We start from the raw sequence: 19,403 nt of genomic DNA, 5'->3' as shown, positions 1-19,403 counted from the left end.
CGCTAAGATCCTTGCGCTTTAGGGAGGAGTCCGTATAATCTTCCTCCCTGTGTACACTGCGAATGTCACTTTTTATGATGAATTTAGGCAGCATGGTTTTATGGGTAACGTCAATAAACGCTTGAGTTGATTGAAAGTTAAACTGTTAGACTTGCCTAAAAGGCAGCATAAATGAGTTCCATACGTAGCTTGTCACGGCACATATCGGCAAACCGGTCAGCCAGGTTTAAATAAAAAGTGGTTTGATTACGTCATTTTATTGACGTGACCCCCTATGTTTTATTACAATCCTGCCTCTTTCTATATTGTTGCGATAGAGGCACAGGTGTAAATCAGTTTCCACTGGTTGCCAACGCGTTTACTGAATCAGTAATAAATTTTAAAGTTAGGTAGAAATCGTTATGAAACGCACTTTTCAACCGTCCGTACTGAAGCGCAACCGTTCACACGGTTTCCGTGCTCGTATGGCCACTAAAAATGGTCGTCAGGTTCTGGCTCGCCGTCGTGCTAAAGGCCGCGCTCGTCTGACCGTTTCATCTAAGTAATAAAGCTAGCCCTCTATAGTGGTTACGCTCGCTTTTACCCGGGAGTTACGTTTGTTAACTCCCAGGCATTTCGACAATGTCTTCAAGCAGCCGCAGAGGGCGAGTTCCCCAGAGATAACAATCCTTGGTCGCCTTAACGAGCTGGGGCATCCCCGCATCGGTCTTACCATCGCCAAAAAAAATGTTAAACGAGCCCATGAGCGTAATCGTATTAAACGATTAGCCCGTGAATATTTTCGTTTGCATCAACATGAGTTGCCTTCAATGGACTTTGTGGTTCTGGTTCGCAGAGGGGTAGCCGATCTCGACAATCAACAGATTACGGAATCATTGGATAAGTTATGGCGTCGTCACCGTCGCTTGGCTCAAAAGTCCTGATCATGCTGATCAGAGGTTACCAACTGGCTATTAGTCCGTTGTTAGGACCTCGTTGTCGTTTCAATCCCACATGCTCTAATTACGGAATTGAGGCATTGCGCAGGTTTGGTATGCTAAAAGGTAGTTGGTTAACTGCCAAACGCGTATTAAAATGCCACCCTTTACACGCTGGTGGAGATGATCCTGTCCCACCTAGAAAAACTGATGATAATAGAGAATTATAACGATGGATTCCCAACGCAATCTTCTACTCATCGCTTTGTTGTTCGTGTCGTTCTTAGTTTGGCAGGCTTGGGAGAGCGATAAAGTTGCTCAGGAAACCAAGGCTGTTCAAGTTTCTCAGCAAAAGACGGACATGCCGAGCAGTGCAAGCAATGATGGTCAAGCGGTCACAGGTAGTGAACAAGGTAAGCTTATTGCCGTTAAAACCGACGTACTTGATATTCGTATCAATACTCGTGGTGGTGATATCGATGAGGCTGACCTGTTAGCCTATCCAGCAACCCTGAATTCACCAAACCCATTCCGTTTATTGGAAACCACACCAGGTTTTGTTTATCAGGCACAAAGTGGTCTGATCGGTCCTCATGGTCCAGACAACCCAGCGAATAACAATGGTCAACGCCCTCTTTATACATCAGAAGCAGCAAGCTTTGAGTTAAAAGATGGTCAAGACGAATTACGCATTCCGATGTCCTTCACCGATAATAACGGTGTGGTTTATCAGAAAACGTACATTCTGAAGCGTGGCAAATACACTGTTGATGTTGAATACAACATTCAAAACCCAACTGCACAGCCTTTAACGCTTGCGTTCTTCGGGCAATTAAAGCAAACCATCGCTTTACCAGAACAACGTGACACTGGCAGCAGCAACTTTGCTCTGCACACCTACCGTGGTGCGGCTTACTCTTCTGATGAAAATAACTATAAAAAATATAGTTTCAGTGACATCGAAGATAAAAACTTAAGCCTGACAACCAAAGGTGGTTGGGTCGCGATGCTGCAACAATACTTTGCAACTGCGTGGATCCCAGCTTCTTCTGAGCAAAGCACTTTCTACACCATTGATCTCGATAAGAAATCAGCCATCGTTGGTTATAAGAGTGAACCTCTGACCATCGCATCAAATGGTGCTGCGACCTACTCTTCTACACTGTGGATTGGTCCTGAAATTCAGTCAGAAATGGCGGAAGTTGCTCCTCATTTAGACTTAACCGTAGATTACGGTTGGTTATGGTTTATCTCTCAGCCACTGTTCAAACTGTTGAAATTCATTCACGGTTTCGTTGGTAACTGGGGTATTGCCATCATCGTTATCACCTTTATCGTCCGTGGTATCATGTACCCGTTGACCAAAGCGCAGTACACCTCAATGGCGAAAATGCGTTTACTGCAACCTAAACTGGCTGCAATGCGTGAGCGTATTGGTGACGATAAACAACGTATGAGCCAAGAAATGATGGCGCTGTACAAATCAGAAAAAGTAAACCCACTGGGTGGTTGTTTACCGCTGCTGATTCAAATGCCAATCTTCCTTGCGTTGTACTACATGTTGATGGGTTCTGTTGAACTGCGTCACGCACCGTTCTTTGGTTGGATCCAAGACTTGTCTGCACAAGACCCGTACTACATCCTGCCAGTGCTGATGGGTGTGACGATGTTTGTTATCCAGAAGATGTCACCAACGACCGTGACTGACCCAATGCAGCAGAAGATCATGACTTACATGCCAGTCGTGTTTACCGTGTTCTTCCTGTGGTTCCCATCAGGTCTGGTTCTGTACTATATCGTGAGCAACTTAGTCACCATTATCCAGCAGCAGGTTATTTACCGTGGTCTGGAAAAACGTGGCTTACATAGCCGTGATAAGAAAGCGAAGAAATAATCTAAATTCCAATCGAGTTTAGAGGGCTTCACAAAGCCAGATTCTATAGTAACATTGAGGCGATCCATTTAGGGTCGCCTCAATTTTTTTAGTCATAGACAGAGAAACATCATGCAAATCAACGATACTATCGTCGCACAGGCAACCGCTCCCGGTCGTGGTGGGGTTGGAATTTTACGTGTATCCGGCCCGCAAGCAGCCCTTGTTGCTGAAACAGTACTCGGAAAGTTACCGAAGCCGCGCTATGCCGATTATCTGCCATTTCGTGATGCAGATGGTTCTGTCCTTGACCAAGGGATTGCTCTCTATTTCCCTGGCCCTAACTCTTTTACTGGGGAAGATGTTCTTGAACTACAAGGACACGGTGGCCCAGTTATCCTCGATTTATTACTCAGAAGAATTCTGACCATTGCCAATATCCGTATTGCCAATCCGGGGGAGTTTTCTGAGCGTGCATTTTTAAATGACAAACTCGATTTAGCGCAAGCTGAAGCGATTGCCGACCTGATTGATGCGAGTTCAGAGCAAGCGGCGCGTTCCGCAATGAACTCTTTGCAGGGTGCTTTTTCCTCCCATATTCATCAATTGGTGGAAGCACTCACCCACTTACGCATCTATGTGGAAGCGGCGATTGATTTTCCAGATGAAGAAATTGATTTCCTGTCTGACGGTAAAATTGAAGCCAAATTAAACGAAGTGGTCGCAGACTTAGAAGACGTACGCTCACAGGCTCGTCAAGGGAGTTTGCTGCGCGAAGGTATGAAAGTGGTGATTGCAGGTCGCCCAAATGCAGGCAAATCGAGTTTACTCAATGCGTTAGCAGGTCGTGAAGCCGCGATTGTGACGGATATTGCAGGTACCACTCGTGATGTGTTGCGCGAACATATTCATATCGATGGTATGCCGCTGCACATTATTGATACCGCCGGTTTACGTGAAGCCAGCGATGAGGTAGAGCGCATCGGTATCGAACGCGCATGGAAAGAGATCGAGCAAGCCGACCGTGTTCTATTTATGGTAGACAGCACCACGACGGATGCCACTGAGCCACAAGAGATTTGGCCTGAATTTATGGCTCGCTTGCCAGAAACATTGCCAGTCACGGTTATTCGTAATAAAGCAGATAAAACAGGGGAATCTGTAGAATTTGTTGCTGATGCCCGTTACCCACTGATCCGTTTATCTGCCCGTGAAGAAAAAGGCATCGATTTGCTGCGCGATCACCTCAAAGAGACCATGGGCTTTAATAGCAATACAGAAGGCGGTTTCCTTGCCCGTCGTCGCCACTTACAAGCACTGAACAATGCCGCAACCCACCTTGCACAAGGCTATGACCAGTTAGTGAATGCTCGCTCTGGTGAGCTATTGGCTGAAGAGCTACGCTTAGCTCAGCAAGAACTGAGCGAAATCACCGGTGAATTTACCTCCGATGATTTGTTAGGGCGTATTTTCTCGAGTTTCTGTATTGGTAAGTAATTAAGTGAAATAAAAAACAAAAACCATTTTCCTGACATCGGGAAAATGGTTTGAGTCCACAGAAATTGCTAGTGAATTCATTTAAGCGGTGAGTAGATATAGGCTAGTCAATCACCCGGCTCGGATGGGTAAACACGGTGGCTTTACCTTGGCGGCAGAAACCGACCAGCGTTAAATTGGCTTTTTCGGCGACTTCAATTGCCAATGACGTCGCGGCTGAAACCGCAAACAGAATTTCCGCACCGCAGCTTGCGGCTTTTTGTACCATCTCATAACTTGCGCGGCTGGAGACTAAAATCGCCCCTTGCTGCCAGTCTGAACGGCTTTTCATTCCGAGCAATTTATCTAACGCCACATGGCGACCCACATCTTCGCATCCGCCCACTAAGTGACCTTCAGGAGAGATCCACGCAGCCGCATGAGTGCAACCCGTTAATGCGCCAATTTCTTGAACTGTCTTCAATTCTTGTAGGGCGTTATCGAGATAAGATAATGAGAATGTTTGAGTGAATGGCAGCGGAGTGATAGGCTTAAATATCTCATCGAGCTGTTCTGTACCACAAATACCGCAACCAGTTCGCCCAGTCAGATTACGACGACGCTCTTTGAGCGCCATAAAACGGCGGCTTGATAACTCGATATGAACTTCAATGCCTCGGTGACAACCTTGCACAATATCAATTCCGCGAATTTCATCACGGGATTGTATGATCCCTTCTGATAATGAAAAACCGACAGCAAAATCATCCAGATCTTTGGGTGTCGCCATCATTACCACATGAGATATCCCGTTATAAACGAGAGCGATAGGGATTTCCTCTGCAACGAAATCATTAACCAGTGAACCAAGGTTATTTTTTTGTTGCACGATTGTGGATTGAGCGCCGATCATTTTAGATAATTTGGGGTTATTTGTAGTATTTGTTTCATACATTAGATGAATTCCTATCACTAATGATACATAATATTCGATATGGGTAAAAAGAATTTACACCATTTATCAGGCAATGAACCTGAATACGTAAGGAAGACGTTGAATAAGAACAGTTTACCTCAAATTTTGTGACGAAGTTAGGTAAACATGAGCAATGTATATGAGGAGATCCCCCATGCAAGTCAGCAGAAGGCAGTTCTTTAAGATCTGCGCTGGCGGTATGGCAGGTACAACGGCAGCAGCGCTGGGTTTTGCTCCAGCAACTGCATTAGCCTCTACACGCCAGTATAAATTACTGCGTGCAAAAGAGACTCGAAATACCTGTACCTACTGTTCTGTCGGCTGTGGGCTGTTAATGTACAGCCTAGGTGATGGCGCGAAGAATGCGAAAGAAAGCATTTTTCATATCGAAGGGGACCCGGATCATCCGGTAAACCGTGGTGCACTTTGTCCTAAAGGTGCAGGATTAATCGACTTTATCCACAGTGAGAGTCGACTCAAGTATCCAGAAGTTCGCGAACCAGGCACTAACGAATGGAAACGCATCACTTGGAACGACGCGTTTGACCGCATCGCCAAGTTAATGAAAGAAGACCGTGATGCAAACTTCATTAAACAGAATAAAGATGGTGTAACGGTCAACCGTTGGTTAACCACCGGTATGCTGTGTGCATCAGCGGCAAGTAACGAAACAGGTTTTGTAACCCAAAAATTTAGTCGCGCCCTCGGCATGCTTGCCGTGGATAACCAAGCGCGTGTCTGACACGGACCAACGGTAGCAAGTCTTGCTCCAACATTTGGTCGCGGTGCGATGACCAACCACTGGGTTGACATTAAAAACGCAAACCTGATCGTCGTTATGGGCGGTAATGCGGCAGAAGCGCATCCAGTCGGTTTCCGCTGGGCGATGGAAGCGAAAATCCACAATAAAGCAAAATTAATCGTTATCGATCCACGCTTTACCCGTACTGCGGCTGTGGCGGATTTTTACACGCCTATCCGTTCAGGTACCGATATTGCCTTCCTGTCAGGTGTTATCAAATACTTGCTGGATAACGAAAAAATTCAACGTGAATACGTTGAGGCGTACACCAACGCTAGCTTAGTTATCCGTGAAGACTTTGGTTTTGATGACGGTCTGTTCACCGGTTACGATGCAGAAAAACGTCAATACGACAAGACCACGTGGAACTACGAGATGGATGAGAACGGCTTAGCGCTGCGCGATCCGACTCTGAAAAACCCACGTTGTGTTCTGAACTTATTGAAAGAGCACGTGAGCCGTTATACCCCAGAAGTGGTTAACAACATCTGTGGTACGCCAATCAAAGACTTCTTACAAGTCTGCGAATACATTGCAGAAACTAGCGCGAAAGACAAAACAGCGTCCTTCTTATATGCGCTGGGTTGGACTCAACACACCGTTGGTGCGCAGAACATTCGTACCATGGCGATGATCCAGTTACTGCTTGGTAACATGGGTATGTTAGGTGGTGGTGTGAACGCACTGCGTGGACACTCCAACATCCAAGGTCTGACTGACTTAGGTCTGTTATCTCAGAGCTTACCGGGTTACCTGACATTACCATCAGAAAAACAAACAACTTTAGAAAGCTATTTAGCGGCGAATACACCAAAAGCGACCGTTGCTGGTCAGGTGAACTATTGGGGTAACTACCCTAAATTCTTCGTCAGCTTAATGAAAACTTTCTATGGTGATAAAGCGCAGAAAGAGAATAACTGGGGCTTCGACCTGTTACCTAAGTGGGATCAGGGCTACGACGTTCTACGTTATTTCGAAATGATGGATAAGGGCGAAGTTAACGGCTATATCTGCCAAGGCTTTAACCCATTAGCCTCATTCCCGAACAAGAATAAAGTCTCGAAATCGCTTTCTAAGCTGAAATTCTTAATTACTATCGACCCGCTGAACACAGAAACTGCAAACTTCTGGCAAAACCACGGCGAAATGAACGATGTGAAACCGGAAGAGATTCAAACCACCGTGTTCCGTCTGCCATCTTGCTGTTTCGCTGAAGAAAACGGTTCAATTGTTAACTCAGCACGTTGGTTACAGTGGCACTGGAAAGGTGCGGACGCCCCGGGTGAAGCTATCAGTGATGGTGAAATCCTGTCGGGTATCTACCATCGCCTGCGTCAAATGTATGAAGCCGAAGGCGGCGCAGCACCTGAACAGGTTCTGAGCATGACTTGGGATTACCTCGACCGCGATAATCCAACGCCGGAAGAAGTGGCTCAAGAAAGTAACGGTTACGCATTAGAAGACCTGAAAGATGCCGACGGTAACGTGATTGTGAAAAAAGGCGAACTGCTTAGCTCGTTTGCGCAATTACGTGATGACGGTACGACGGCTAGTGGTTGCTGGATCTTCTCTGGTAGCTGGACGCCGAAAGGTAACCAAATGGCTAACCGTGATAACTCCGACCCAACTGGTCTGGGTAACACATTAGGTTGGGCATGGGCATGGCCACTGAACCGTCGTGTGATTTATAACCGTGCATCTGCTGATCCAATGGGTAAACCATGGGATCCGAAGCGCCAAATCCTTGAGTGGAATGGTAGCAAGTGGGTAGGTATGGATATTCCAGACTACAGCACAGCAGCGCCGGGAAGCGGTGTCGGTCCATTTATTATGCAGCCTGAAGGTATGGGTCGTTTATTTGCACTGGATAAGATGGCAGAAGGTCCATTCCCAGAGCATTACGAACCAATCGAAACGCCGCTGGATACTAACCCGCTGCATCCAAATGTGGTGTCAAACCCTGCAGCTCGTGTGTTTAAAGACGACTGGGCGCAAATGGGTAAAGCGACTGAGTTCCCATACGTGGGTACCACTTACCGCTTAACTGAGCACTTCCACTATTGGACGAAGCACGCGCTGTTAAATGCCATTATCCAACCTCAACAGTTCATTGAAATTGGTGAACGTTTAGCGAAAGAAAAAGGCATCGAGCAAGGCGATACGGTTAAAGTCAGTTCTAAACGTGGTTACATCAAAGCGAAAGCCGTGGTCACTAAACGCATTAAAACCCTGCAAGTGGATGGAAAAGACATCGATACCATCGGTATTCCAATTCACTGGGGCTTTGAAGGTGTTGCAGTGAAGGGCTTTATCACCAACACATTAACGCCATATGTGGGTGATGCGAATACTCAGACGCCGGAATTTAAATCATTCCTTGTCAACGTGGAAAAGGTGTAAGGAGATAAATTATGTCAATGCAATCTCAGGACATTATTCGTCGCTCTGCCACCAATTCCCTGACGCCCGCACCTCAGGTGCGGGACTATAAGGAAGAAGTTGCAAAGCTGATTGACGTCACAACCTGTATCGGCTGTAAAGCGTGTCAGGTTGCGTGTTCCGAATGGAACGATATCCGTGACAAAATCGGAACAAACGTTGGGGTGTATGACAACCCAACGGATTTAACCGCTAAGTCATGGACAGTCATGCGCTTCTCTGAAGTGGAAGAGAACGATAAATTTGAATGGCTGATCCGTAAAGATGGCTGTATGCACTGTGCTGATCCGGGTTGCCTGAAGGCATGTCCGTCAGAAGGCGCAATCGTCCAGTACAAAAACGGTATCGTGGATTTCCAATCTGAACACTGTATCGGCTGTGGTTACTGTATCGCGGGTTGCCCGTTCAACGTGCCACGCATCAACAAAGAAGACAACCGCGCATACAAATGTACGCTGTGTGTCGACCGTGTTGAAGTCGGACAAGAGCCTGCTTGTGTGAAAACATGTCCAACTGGCGCTATCCATTTTGGTAGCAAAGAAGACATGATTGGCATGGCTGGCGAACGTGTTGAAGAGCTGAAAACTCGTGGTTATGCAAACGCAGGTTTATACGATCCACAAGGTGTGGGCGGTACGCACGTTATGTACGTATTGCACCATGCGGATAAGCCGCAGTTGTATCACGGATTACCAGAAAATCCGACCATCAGCCCAACAGTTACCTTCTGGAAAGGTATCTGGAAGCCGATTGCTGCGGTTGGTTTTGCGGCAACATTTGCGGCGGCAATTTTCCACTATGTGGGAATTGGTCCAAACCGCGTCTCCAAGAAAGATGAAGAAGAGGCTCTAGAAGATTTGCATAACGCAATGTCGTCTGACACTTCGAAATCAAAAGAAGGGGAGGATCAGAAATGATGCCAGATGATAACGACAAAATTATTCGCCACAAACCGATTGAAAGGATCAATCACTGGGCGGTTGTAATTTGCTTCTTGTTCACGGCTATCAGCGGACTGGGCTTTTTCTTCCCATCGCTGAACTGGTTTATGAACATTTTAGGCACGCCACAACTGTCTCGAATTTTGCATCCATTCGTGGGTACGGCGATGTTCTTGCTGTTCGTCTTTATGTTCTTCCGTTATTTCCACCATAACTTCATTAATAAAGAAGATATCAAATGGGGGAAAAATATCGGTAAGGTACTGAAAAACGAAGAAGCTGGCGACGTGGGCCAATATAACCTCGGTCAGAAAGGGGTGTATTGGGTAGTCACTATCTGCTTACTGGCATTGGTTGTCACTGGCGTGATTATGTGGCGTCCATTCTTCGCGGACTACTTCCCAATTCCAGTGTACCGCGCAGCGATTCTGATTCACTCGCTGTCAGCCATTGGCTTGATCCTGATGATTGTTGTGCATGCGTATGCGGCAATTTGGGTCAAAGGATCTGTGCGTGCGATGGTTGAAGGTTGGGTAACACGTGGTTGGGCGAGAAAGCATCACCCACGCTGGTACCGCGAGCTAGTTGCTAAAGAGAAACAGCAACAAGAGCAGCAAGAGAAAAACTAAGGTTTTTTATCTCGATGAATCAAGCCCACAACATTAGTTGTGGGTTTTTTTATGGCGAAGGCTAAGTTAATCAATCACGGATTGTGAAGCTGTAAATTAGCGCACATCCCAAGAGAACTAATACAGCAGAAAACCCGACATACTGGTAATTCACCGATAAAATCCCGCCAGCTAATCCCCCCGTAATAAAAGAGAGTACCGCTAAGAGTAAAACTTTTTTGCTACTGTCCCCAGGCACATTTTTCAAAAAGGCATTAATGCAGGATGTAGTCATGCCGGTGACATAGGTGGAGTGGATCCCAACTGTTCCCGCCTTATTAAAATAACCATTTTGAATGCCCATTGATAAGCTGATCAGCAAAATGGCTAAATCAGGTGAATACAAAGGCTGGATGAAAAAATAAATAGTGAAAACACCACTAAATATTAAAAATACCAGACCTAGAACAAAGCGATATAACACAATTGCGCTATGCTTGAGCCGAATCCAAGAACCTAAAAATGTTCCTGCAAAAAATCCTAATATGGAAATTGCGGAGAGTAGCAACATGCCAATATTCATTTTGGCGAGGTAAATCATACTTAAAATGCTATTTCCTGTCAGATGGCCAGTAAACACCTCAAAGATGACAAATGAGCAGGCATCGACAAATCCGCCAATAAAGGCAAGCAATAAAAAGAAGGGTGTGTGAGACTTCGCTTCGAAGTGAAATAATGACGACATATTATTGCCCTTTATGCGGATAGAGAGCACACCATTATAGGTGCCAATTGGATTAACATCATGGGAATAACAGTATTTATATCAAATAAAAATGCCTTAATACCAATTTGTTATTTCCACAGACAAACTAGGGTTAACAACGGTGAATATTCGGAGGGCTAGAGTAGCCTATCAGTGACTTTTGTTTTATCCTGACGGGTACAACGGCAAGACTTGCTGGTTAATCGAATATTTTCTTAGAGGCTTGCGGGGAAATGCGAATAGGCAATTTCTCGGGGTAAGTTGTTATAAAAAATATAAAAGAGAGAGAGCAATGGGTATTCGTATCGTCCCGAAAGAAGAATTAGGTCAAGAGAGATTAAAAGAGAAAGGCATCGGTTTTATTCCGCCTGTTTTATTCCCGAATTTAAAAAGCCTTTATCAACGTCGTGCAGAAAGATTAAAAGAGTTAGGCGTTGGTGAACATCCTTTTGCAGATTATCTGAACTTCGCTGCGGAAGTGGCAACGGCGCAAAATAATGCGCAGCATGACAATCCATTAGAGATGGATATGGAAGCGGTTTTAGCACGTTCAATGGCAACGAATACCGCACCATTAGATGCAAAAACATTCCCACGCACTGGTCACTGGCACAAATTATTACGTTCAATCATCGCCGAATTGATGCCGATCGTGCCAGATTCTGTTCGTACTGCCCTCGAAAACTTAGAAAAAGCATCAGAAGCTGAACTCGAAGAGATGGCAACTGCGCTGTTAAACGAACAGTTTGAAAAAGTCCCTGCGGATAAATCCATGTTCATTTGGGCGGCATTGTCTGTCTATTGGGCACAAATGGCGGCCAATATCCCAGGTAAAGCTCGCGCAGAGCACGGCGATCATCGTCATTACTGCCCAGTGTGCAACAGCATGCCAGTCTCCAGCATTGTACAAATTGGGACTAGCCAAGGTTTACGCTATTTACACTGCACACTGTGTGAAACAGAGTGGCACATGGTTCGTGTGAAATGCAGTAACTGCGAACAAACTCGCGATCTTAACTACTGGTCACTGGATGATGAAAATGCGGCAGTGAAAGCGGAAAGCTGTGGTGACTGCGGTAGCTATCTGAAAGTGTTATACCAAGAGAAAGAAGCCAAAGTGGAAGCGGTAGCGGATGATTTAGCTTCGATCATTTTAGATGCGCGTATGGAAGAAGAAGGTTTTGCTCGTAGCAGCATTAACCCATTCTTATTCCCGGGCGAAAAATAATCTGTTAGCTGCACAGTAAGAAAAGAGAAGAGTGACTATGGATGAATCGAATGTCGCGCTATACCGCCAGTTACCTGCCATCGACAAGCTTTTACAATGCGATGAAGCACAGATATTGGTGGAAAAATCGGGTCTGCATTGGGTAACAGAATGCCTACGTGAAATGCAGGAACAAGCGCGAGCGTCTATTGCACAAGACGGATGTTTGCCGGATTGGCACGGTGATTGGTTAGCAGAACTTTCTGTTCGCCATGATGAGTTGCAACACAGTGCGTTAAAAAACGTCTTTAATTTGACGGGGACTGTGTTGCACACCAACCTAGGGCGTGCAGTGATGTCCAACTCTGCTATTCATGCTGTTTCGCAAGTGATGAGTTCACCAGTCACGTTAGAATATTCTCTTGATGGCGCAACGCGAGGGCATCGCGACCGCGCCATTGCTGATTTACTGTGCCAACTCACAGGGGCAGAAGATGCCTGTATTGTGAATAACAATGCGGCGGCGGTTTTACTGCTATTAGCCACGGTAGCCCCGCAGCGCGAGGTGATTGTCTCTCGCGGTGAGCTGGTGGAAATTGGGGGCGCATTTCGTGTTCCCGATGTAATGGCACAGGCAGGCTGTAAATTGGTTGAAGTGGGCACTACTAACCGAACCCATTTACGGGATTATGAAAATGCCATTAATGACCAAACTGGGTTGTTAATGAAGGTACATACCAGTAACTACAGCATTGAAGGCTTTACCGCGGAAGTTGAAGGGGAAGAGCTGGCTGTTTTAGGGCAAAAATACCAATTACCGACAGCGATTGATTTAGGCAGTGGGTCGATGATTGATATGACCGCGTATGGATTGCCAGCGGAGCCGATGCCACAAGCATATTTATCTCAAGGCATTGATTTGGTCTCTATTTCAGGAGACAAATTACTGGGAGGGCCTCAAGCGGGGATCATTCTCGGTAAGAAAAAATGGATTGATGCCATTCAAAAACACCCTTTAAAACGCGCCCTTCGCGTAGATAAAATGGTGCTTGCTGCGTTAGAAGCGACGCTAAAACTCTATTTAACTCCAGAAAAACTCACCACTGAACTGCCGACATTACGTTGGCTAACACGTTCCCAAGAAGAAATTAGGCAGAGTGCCGAGAATATCCTCGTGAAGCTGCAAGCCTATTATGGGGATCGCTTCTTTGTCGAGGCTGAGCCTTGCTTATCGCAAATCGGTAGTGGCTCTCTTCCCGTTGACCGATTACCCAGCTATGCGATTACATTCGCGCCTCTTGATGGAAAAGGCGGTAATTTAGAGCGCCTTGCCAGCCACTGGCGTCAATTACCTCAGCCTGTTATCGGGCGTTTAAAAGAGGGCAAACTGTGGCTAGACCTACGTTGCCTTGAGAATGAACACGAATTAGTGCAGGCGTTATTGTCATGATTTTTGCGACAGCCGGTCATGTTGACCATGGTAAAACATCGTTAATTCAAGCGCTGACTGGCGTGAACACCGCGCATCTTCCAGAAGAGAAGAAACGTGGAATGACTATCGACCTCGGCTATGCATATTGGCCACAATCTGATGGTAGCTCAATCGGTTTCATTGATGTCCCCGGACACGAAAAATTCCTCGCGAACATGTTGGCGGGGATCGGTGGGGTTAATCATGCCCTACTGGTGGTGGCGTGCGACGATGGAATCATGGCGCAAACCCTTGAGCATTTGTCGATTTTACGACTTGCGGGTTGCCAAGATGTCTCGGTGATTTTAACTAAAGCCGACCGTGTTGATGAGCAGCGAGTGACTGAGGTCACTCAACAGGTTCACACTGAACTGCGTCGCCAAGGCTGGTTGAATGCGCCACTATTTATCACTTCAGCAAGTACAGGGCTGGGCATTGATGCACTGCGCCAAGACTTGCAGCAACTGCACCAACAACACAATTCCTCTACTGACCTGCAACAGCGTTTCCGTTTAGCCATCGACCGTATTTTCCATGTGAAAGGAGCGGGGATTGTGGTTACGGGAACGGCGCTTGCGGGTAAAGTGAGTGTGGGTGAATCCTTATGGGTTACGGGGGCTGATACTTCGGTTCGTATTCGTGGTATTCATCGCCAAAATCAAGTCGCAGAGTTTGCTCAAGCGGGGGATCGCGTCGCGCTGAATTTAACGGGGAACATCGATAAAGAATCGATAACCCGCGGTGATTGGCTGCTGGCGGAGCAACCTGCTTTTATCGCTTCTCGAGTGATAGTGGAGTTGACCTGCGATGCGCCACTCAAGCATTGGCAACCCGTGCATCTTTACCACGGTGCAAGTCACATTACAGGGCGGGTCTCTTTGCTGACGGAATCAGGCGAAACGCCGATGTTGGCCGAGCTGATTTTAGATACGCCACTGTGGCTGGTGGATAATGACCGATTAATTATTCGCGATATTAGTGCGCGACACACCTTGGCTGGTGCGCGTGTTATTCGCTTAGTCTCTCCGCGTCGTGGTAAGAGACAGCCTGAGTTCCTCGATTGGTTATCTCGTTTATGTGCAACGGATGATGAGCTGACACAGCTTAACCTACAGTTACCCAGCGGTGAGCTAGACTTAAACTGTTACGGTTGGTCGCGTCAGTTAACTCAGTTGGCATTAGATTCCTTGCTGGAACAAGTTGATATCGTCCGTGTCGGCGATGTTGTACTTTCTGCGTTTAAGGCGCAGGTTGCCAAGGATAAATTGATTCAATCCCTCGAAAACTTCAATGAAGTTCATAGTGACCAGATTGGTGTGGGTAAAGCGCGATTGAAACGGATGGCGCTACCCACGATGGATGAAACCTTAGTATTCAAATTGATTAATGATTTGATTGCCGAGGGGGCGATTAAGCAGACTCGTGGCTGGCTGCATATGCCGCAGCATGGGCTAGTGTTTGATGCCAAGCAGCAAGGTATTTGGCAACAAGTGGAAGGGCTGTTCACGCATCCTGAAGCTCGTTGGGTACGCGATATTGCCGTAGAAACGGGTCACGATGAAGATACTATTCGCCGTATATTGAAAAAAGCTGCACAAATGGGGCTGATCGTGGCGATTGTGCGTGATAGGTATTATAGCAGCGAACAGATCCGTCAATTTGCCCAAATTATTTCGTGCCACTGTGCTGAGCACGAGGTGATTTTTGCCGCTGATTTTCGTAATGAATTGGGTATTGGTCGCAAACTGGCGATTCAAATTCTCGAGTTCTTTGATAAAAGCGGCTTTACTCGTCGTAAAGAAGATGGGCATTATTTACGAGACAAAGGCATTTTTGTTGAATAAATTGTAGGGTTTCCGCCATTATAATGCTGGCAGTTTTATTAACCTCGATACCTTTTTGTGAATTGTGGAAGTCAAATGAATAAAAAACTAATTGCGAGTATTTATCTGGCGCTGATTTTTATTGGCTCGCTATTTTTAGTCTTTGAAAAAAGCGGCGTTATTTATCCTGGTCTGATTTCCATTTGTGTTTACGCTGTCATATTTGGTGTTTTATTTACAGTTACTGCTCGCTGGGTTTTCTCTGCAATTATTACGAGTACCCTGTTTATTATCATCAAAATCTTTAACCAGTTGAAAGTTCACTATTATAAAGAGCAACTTTTCTTTACTGATATTAATTTGATGACGGATACCTCCAACTTAGGGACATTAGGCCACTATTGGTTGGCGGGGGTGGCGGTACTTGCGTTATTTATTCTGCTTATCATCAACGGTGTGATCAGTTGGCGTTTATCTACACCATGTAAACGCAAGGTATCACGCGTGGTTAGTGTGCTCATGGTCATCGTGGGCTACTTCGGGGCGGATTGGGCAAGTGCGCATTACTTTGATAAATGGTCACAAACCTTGCCGAAAGGCCGCGGTACAGTGACTAACTTGGTGATGTCTGCACAGAATGCGAAATACAAATCACCGCATTTTGTCGGTGATGCGAGCTATTTTGAGCAAAAAGCTGAGAATGTTTCTTTAGCAAACAATGTTTCTGTGGCAAATAATGCACAAACCGAAAAGCCTGACATTCTGCTGTTATTACAAGAATCTACGGTTGACCCAAAAGTTTATGATTTACCTGCGGGAACGAAACTGCCAGAGTTATTTATGTTCCAGCAAGATGTCAATTTAACTGCACATAGTCCGATGCGCGTACAAACCTTTGGTGGTGGAACATGGTTATCTGAGTTTTCCGCATTAACGGGGTTAAATAGCGATGATTTCGGGGCACAAAAAAGTGGTGTGTTCTATTTTGTGGTCGATCATTTAAATAACAGCTTATTTAAAGAGATGAAAGCCAACGGTTATTACACGGTTGTCCTAACACCGTTTAATAAAGGGGCTTATCATTCAGGTCACGCTTATGAAACGCTGGGCGTTGACCGTATCATTCAGCCTCAAGAGTTAGGCTATCCCGGTAAGTTGCAAGATAATTTATGGACGATCAGCACGGAAGATATGCTGAAGTACGTGAAAGAAATTTTGGCAACAGAAACGGACAAGCCCGTCTTTATTTTTGCACTAACCATGTATGAACACGGGCCTTATAAAGAAGGGCACAGTGATGATTACGGAATTAAAGATAAGCTAGATAATAAAGATTCCGCGGGCGAATTTAGTCATTATATGGAAAAAATTGTCCACTCTGATGATGCCATTCGTGACTTTGTTTCGTTTATGGAAAAGCGGCAGCGTCCAATGATGTTCCTCTATTTTGGAGACCATCAACCGGGGATCAGCTTAGATAAATATCAGTCCACATTATCGTCCCCTGCTTATGCGACGCAGTTTACCCTAAGAGATAATCTCAAAGCGGGTACTGAAATTAAAACGGGTGAGTTAACGGATATTTCATTCCTTGGCGGCATGTTATTGGAACGCGCGAACTTAAAAGTTTCGCCATTCTATGAAGCAAACATTAAGATGCGTCATTTATGCGACGGTAAACTGAATGACTGTGAAGATAAGCAGTTACTCGATGGTTATCGCCACTATATTTATCATGTGCTCGGTGTCGCCAATAAAGATGAGACCAAGTAGTTTATCTCTAATTAGTGCTAGAATGTTGATAAACCATCATTTAATAACGTAAGAAGATAACGAATATGAAATATTTGGTCACGGGAAGTGCCGGGTTTATTGGTTTTAGATTGTGTCAAAGACTGTTAGAAAGTGGGCATGAAGTTATCGGTATCGATAATATGAACGCCTATTATGATCAGGGATTGAAACAGTCTCGACTGCATATTCTTGAACAATATCCGCAGTTCCGGTTTATTCCTCTTGATATCACTGACCGCGAAAAAGTGCTGGTGCTGTGTACTCAAGAGAATTTTGACCGCGTTATCCACCTTGCCGCACAGGCAGGGGTGCGTTACTCATTACAAAACCCATTTGCCTATGCTGATAGCAATCTGAATGGGCATTTGGCGATTTTAGAAGGCTGCCGCCAAGCGAAAGTGAAACACTTGGTGTATGCCTCTTCAAGTTCGGTGTATGGCGTAACCGACAAAATGCCATTCACCACCGATATGTCCACCGATCACCCTATCTCATTGTACGCCGCGACCAAAAAAGCCAATGAGTTAATGGCGCACTCTTATTCGCATCTTTATCAGCTGCCGACGACAGGCTTACGCTTTTTCACCGTGTATGGCCCGTGGGGACGCCCAGATATGGCACTGTTTAAATTCACCAAAGCTATCTTAGCGGGTGAACCTATCGATGTTTATAATAACGGCGATCTTAGCCGTGATTTCACTTTCATTGATGATATTGTCGAAGGTGTTATTCGCGTTTCAGATATAATTCCGCAAGCAGACCCGCAAAATCGTTCTGATTCGCCAGCGCAAAGCAGCGCACCTTACCGCATTTATAATATTGGGAATGGGCAGCCAGTGAAGCTGATCGATTTTATTTCTGCATTGGAAAATGCGTTAGGAAAAGAAGCCATTAAGAACTTCTTACCGATGCAAGCGGGAGATGTTTACACGACATGGGCAGACACCGAAGACCTGTTTAACGTCACCGGCTATCGCCCACAAGTTTCTATTGAACAGGGTGTTCAGGCATTTGTTGACTGGTATAAATCGTATTATCACCGTTAATACTGACCATCGATATCATAAACCACCTGAAATATCCGCAGAAGGATTTGAGAGGCAAGTTTGAAAATAGCAATCGCAGGTACCGGCTACGTCGGTCTGTCTAACGCCATGTTACTGTCCCAACACCACGAAGTGGTGGCGGTGGATATCATTCCTGAAAAAGTGGCGATGCTTAATAATAAGCAATCCCCAATTATCGATACCGAAATCGAACAGTTTTTAACGGAAAAACAGCTTAATTTCCGTGCAACCGAAGATAAAGTCGAAGCCTATACTGGCGCGCAATACGTGATTGTGGCGACCCCGACAGACTACGACCCAAAAACTAACTACTTCAACACTAACTCCGTGGAATCCGTTATTCACGATGTGAACAAACTGAACCCAGACGCGACCATTATCGTCAAATCTACTATTCCAGTGGGCTTTACAGAGCGTCTGCGTGAAGAGTTCGGTTACACCAACGTGATTTTCTCCCCAGAATTCTTACGTGAAGGTCGCGCGCTGTGGGATAACTTGTACCCGTCCCGTATCGTGGTGGGAGAACGTTCTGAACGTGCACAGATTTTCGCTGACTTACTGTTAGAAGGCGCGATTAAGAAAGATGTACCGGTGCTGTTTACTGACGGGACTGAAGCCGAAGCGGTTAAACTGTTCGCCAACACCTTCTTAGCCATGCGTGTGGCATACTTCAACGAATTAGACACTTACGCAGAAAGCCGTGGTTTGAATGCGCGTCAAATCATTGAAGGGGTTTCTTTAGACCCACGTATCGGCAGCCACTACAATAACCCATCCTTCGGTTATGGCGGCTACTGCTTACCAAAAGACACCAAGCAGTTACTGGCGAACTACGACGATGTACCGAACAACCTAATTAACGCGATTGTCGAATCTAACCGCACGCGTAAAGACTTTATCTCGGATGCGATTATTGCTAAAGCACCTCGTAAAGTGGGTGTGTATCGCTTAGTGATGAAAGCCGGCTCCGATAACTTCCGTGCTTCTGCGGTGCAGGGTGTAATGAAGCGTATCAAAGCCAAAGGGATTGAAGTGGTGGTTTACGAACCAGTACTGAAAGAAGATGAATTCTTCCGCTCAAAAGTTATCCGTGACTTAGAAACCTTCAAAGCAGAAAGCGACATTATTCTGGCAAACCGCATGGTGCCTGAGCTGGATGATGTGGCAGATAAAGTCTATACCCGTGACTTGTTTGGTAATGACTAAGATTAAATAGTCACCAGTGATTTATAATGAAAATGCC

16 protein-coding genes are annotated in these 19,403 nt (G+C 45.7%); 14 read left to right on the top strand and 2 right to left on the bottom strand.

What is annotated here, in order from left to right; translation table 11 throughout:
• The first annotated feature begins 401 nt into the window (after positions 1-401).
• The 5 genes from rpmH (at position 402) to mnmE (ending at position 4,287) form a co-directional block, all read left to right on the top strand.
• Positions 402-545, top strand: a complete 144-nt coding sequence (rpmH, locus tag H0913_RS18605) for a 50S ribosomal protein L34 (RefSeq protein WP_004906236.1) — start codon at positions 402-404, stop codon at positions 543-545.
• A gap of 18 nt (positions 546-563) precedes the next feature.
• A complete protein-coding gene (gene rnpA, locus H0913_RS18600) occupies positions 564-923 on the top strand; it encodes a ribonuclease P protein component (RefSeq protein ID WP_006660612.1) in 360 nt (119 codons plus the stop codon).
• Positions 887-1,147: a membrane protein insertion efficiency factor YidD gene (gene yidD, locus H0913_RS18595; RefSeq protein ID WP_006660611.1), complete on the top strand. Its 261-nt coding sequence runs from the start codon at positions 887-889 to the stop codon at positions 1,145-1,147. The genes rnpA and yidD overlap by 37 nt, the downstream gene beginning before the upstream one ends.
• 2 nt (positions 1,148-1,149) lie before the next feature.
• Positions 1,150-2,811, top strand: a complete 1,662-nt coding sequence (yidC, locus tag H0913_RS18590) for a membrane protein insertase YidC (RefSeq protein WP_154603203.1) — start codon at positions 1,150-1,152, stop codon at positions 2,809-2,811.
• A 111-nt stretch (positions 2,812-2,922) separates the two neighbouring features.
• The gene (gene mnmE, locus H0913_RS18585; RefSeq protein WP_181477751.1) at positions 2,923-4,287 is read left to right on the top strand and encodes a tRNA uridine-5-carboxymethylaminomethyl(34) synthesis GTPase MnmE; all 1,365 of its coding nucleotides are present in this window, start codon (positions 2,923-2,925) and stop codon (positions 4,285-4,287) included.
• 103 nt (positions 4,288-4,390) lie between these two features.
• Here mnmE and fdhD read toward each other — a convergent pair whose 3' ends face one another.
• A complete protein-coding gene (gene fdhD, locus H0913_RS18580) occupies positions 4,391-5,221 on the bottom strand; it encodes a formate dehydrogenase accessory sulfurtransferase FdhD (RefSeq protein WP_181477750.1) in 831 nt (276 codons plus the stop codon).
• 175 nt (positions 5,222-5,396) lie between these two features.
• Here fdhD and fdnG point away from each other — a divergent pair, with 175 nt between their 5' ends.
• From fdnG to fdoI, 3 genes are read left to right on the top strand one after another with little or no spacing between them, the layout of a single operon-like run.
• A complete protein-coding gene (fdnG, locus tag H0913_RS18575) occupies positions 5,397-8,444 on the top strand; it encodes a formate dehydrogenase-N subunit alpha (protein ID WP_181477749.1) in 3,048 nt (1,015 codons plus the stop codon).
• Positions 8,445-8,455: 11 nt separating this feature from the next.
• On the top strand, positions 8,456-9,400 hold the full coding sequence (gene fdxH, locus H0913_RS18570; RefSeq protein ID WP_036950684.1) for a formate dehydrogenase subunit beta: 945 nt from the start codon (positions 8,456-8,458) through the stop codon (positions 9,398-9,400).
• On the top strand, positions 9,397-10,053 hold the full coding sequence (gene fdoI / locus H0913_RS18565; protein WP_036950687.1) for a formate dehydrogenase cytochrome b556 subunit: 657 nt from the start codon (positions 9,397-9,399) through the stop codon (positions 10,051-10,053). The genes fdxH and fdoI overlap by 4 nt, the downstream gene beginning before the upstream one ends.
• 70 nt (positions 10,054-10,123) lie before the next feature.
• Here fdoI and H0913_RS18560 read toward each other — a convergent pair whose 3' ends face one another.
• Positions 10,124-10,777 carry a YoaK family protein gene (locus H0913_RS18560; protein WP_154603199.1) on the bottom strand — a complete coding sequence of 218 codons (654 nt, stop codon included), beginning with the start codon at positions 10,775-10,777 and terminating at the stop codon, positions 10,124-10,126.
• 313 nt (positions 10,778-11,090) lie between these two features.
• Here H0913_RS18560 and fdhE point away from each other — a divergent pair, with 313 nt between their 5' ends.
• The 6 genes from fdhE (at position 11,091) to H0913_RS18530 (ending at position 19,366) form a co-directional block, all read left to right on the top strand.
• Positions 11,091-12,026 carry a formate dehydrogenase accessory protein FdhE gene (fdhE, locus tag H0913_RS18555; RefSeq protein ID WP_154603198.1) on the top strand — a complete coding sequence of 312 codons (936 nt, stop codon included), beginning with the start codon at positions 11,091-11,093 and terminating at the stop codon, positions 12,024-12,026.
• A 37-nt stretch (positions 12,027-12,063) separates the two neighbouring features.
• Positions 12,064-13,455 carry an L-seryl-tRNA(Sec) selenium transferase gene (gene selA / locus H0913_RS18550; RefSeq protein WP_154603197.1) on the top strand — a complete coding sequence of 464 codons (1,392 nt, stop codon included), beginning with the start codon at positions 12,064-12,066 and terminating at the stop codon, positions 13,453-13,455.
• Positions 13,452-15,320, top strand: coding sequence for a selenocysteine-specific translation elongation factor (gene selB / locus H0913_RS18545; RefSeq protein ID WP_181477748.1), 1,869 nt, complete (start codon positions 13,452-13,454; stop codon positions 15,318-15,320). Before selA ends, selB begins: the two co-directional genes overlap by 4 nt.
• Positions 15,321-15,395: 75 nt before the next feature.
• On the top strand, positions 15,396-17,072 hold the full coding sequence (locus tag H0913_RS18540; protein ID WP_181477747.1) for an LTA synthase family protein: 1,677 nt from the start codon (positions 15,396-15,398) through the stop codon (positions 17,070-17,072).
• 65 nt (positions 17,073-17,137) lie between these two features.
• The gene (locus H0913_RS18535) at positions 17,138-18,139 is read left to right on the top strand and encodes an NAD-dependent epimerase (protein WP_108479134.1); all 1,002 of its coding nucleotides are present in this window, start codon (positions 17,138-17,140) and stop codon (positions 18,137-18,139) included.
• A 60-nt stretch (positions 18,140-18,199) separates the two neighbouring features.
• Positions 18,200-19,366 (top strand): nucleotide sugar dehydrogenase, encoded by a 1,167-nt coding sequence (locus H0913_RS18530; RefSeq protein WP_154638278.1) that lies wholly within the window; start codon positions 18,200-18,202, stop codon positions 19,364-19,366.
• The last annotated feature ends 37 nt before the right edge of the window (positions 19,367-19,403 follow it).

This window comes from Providencia rettgeri (assembly GCF_013702265.1).
Lineage (GTDB): Bacteria > Pseudomonadota > Gammaproteobacteria > Enterobacterales > Enterobacteriaceae > Providencia > Providencia zhijiangensis.
Note: the sequence above shows the minus strand (reverse complement) of the source record. Positions and strands in the feature narration are given on the sequence as shown.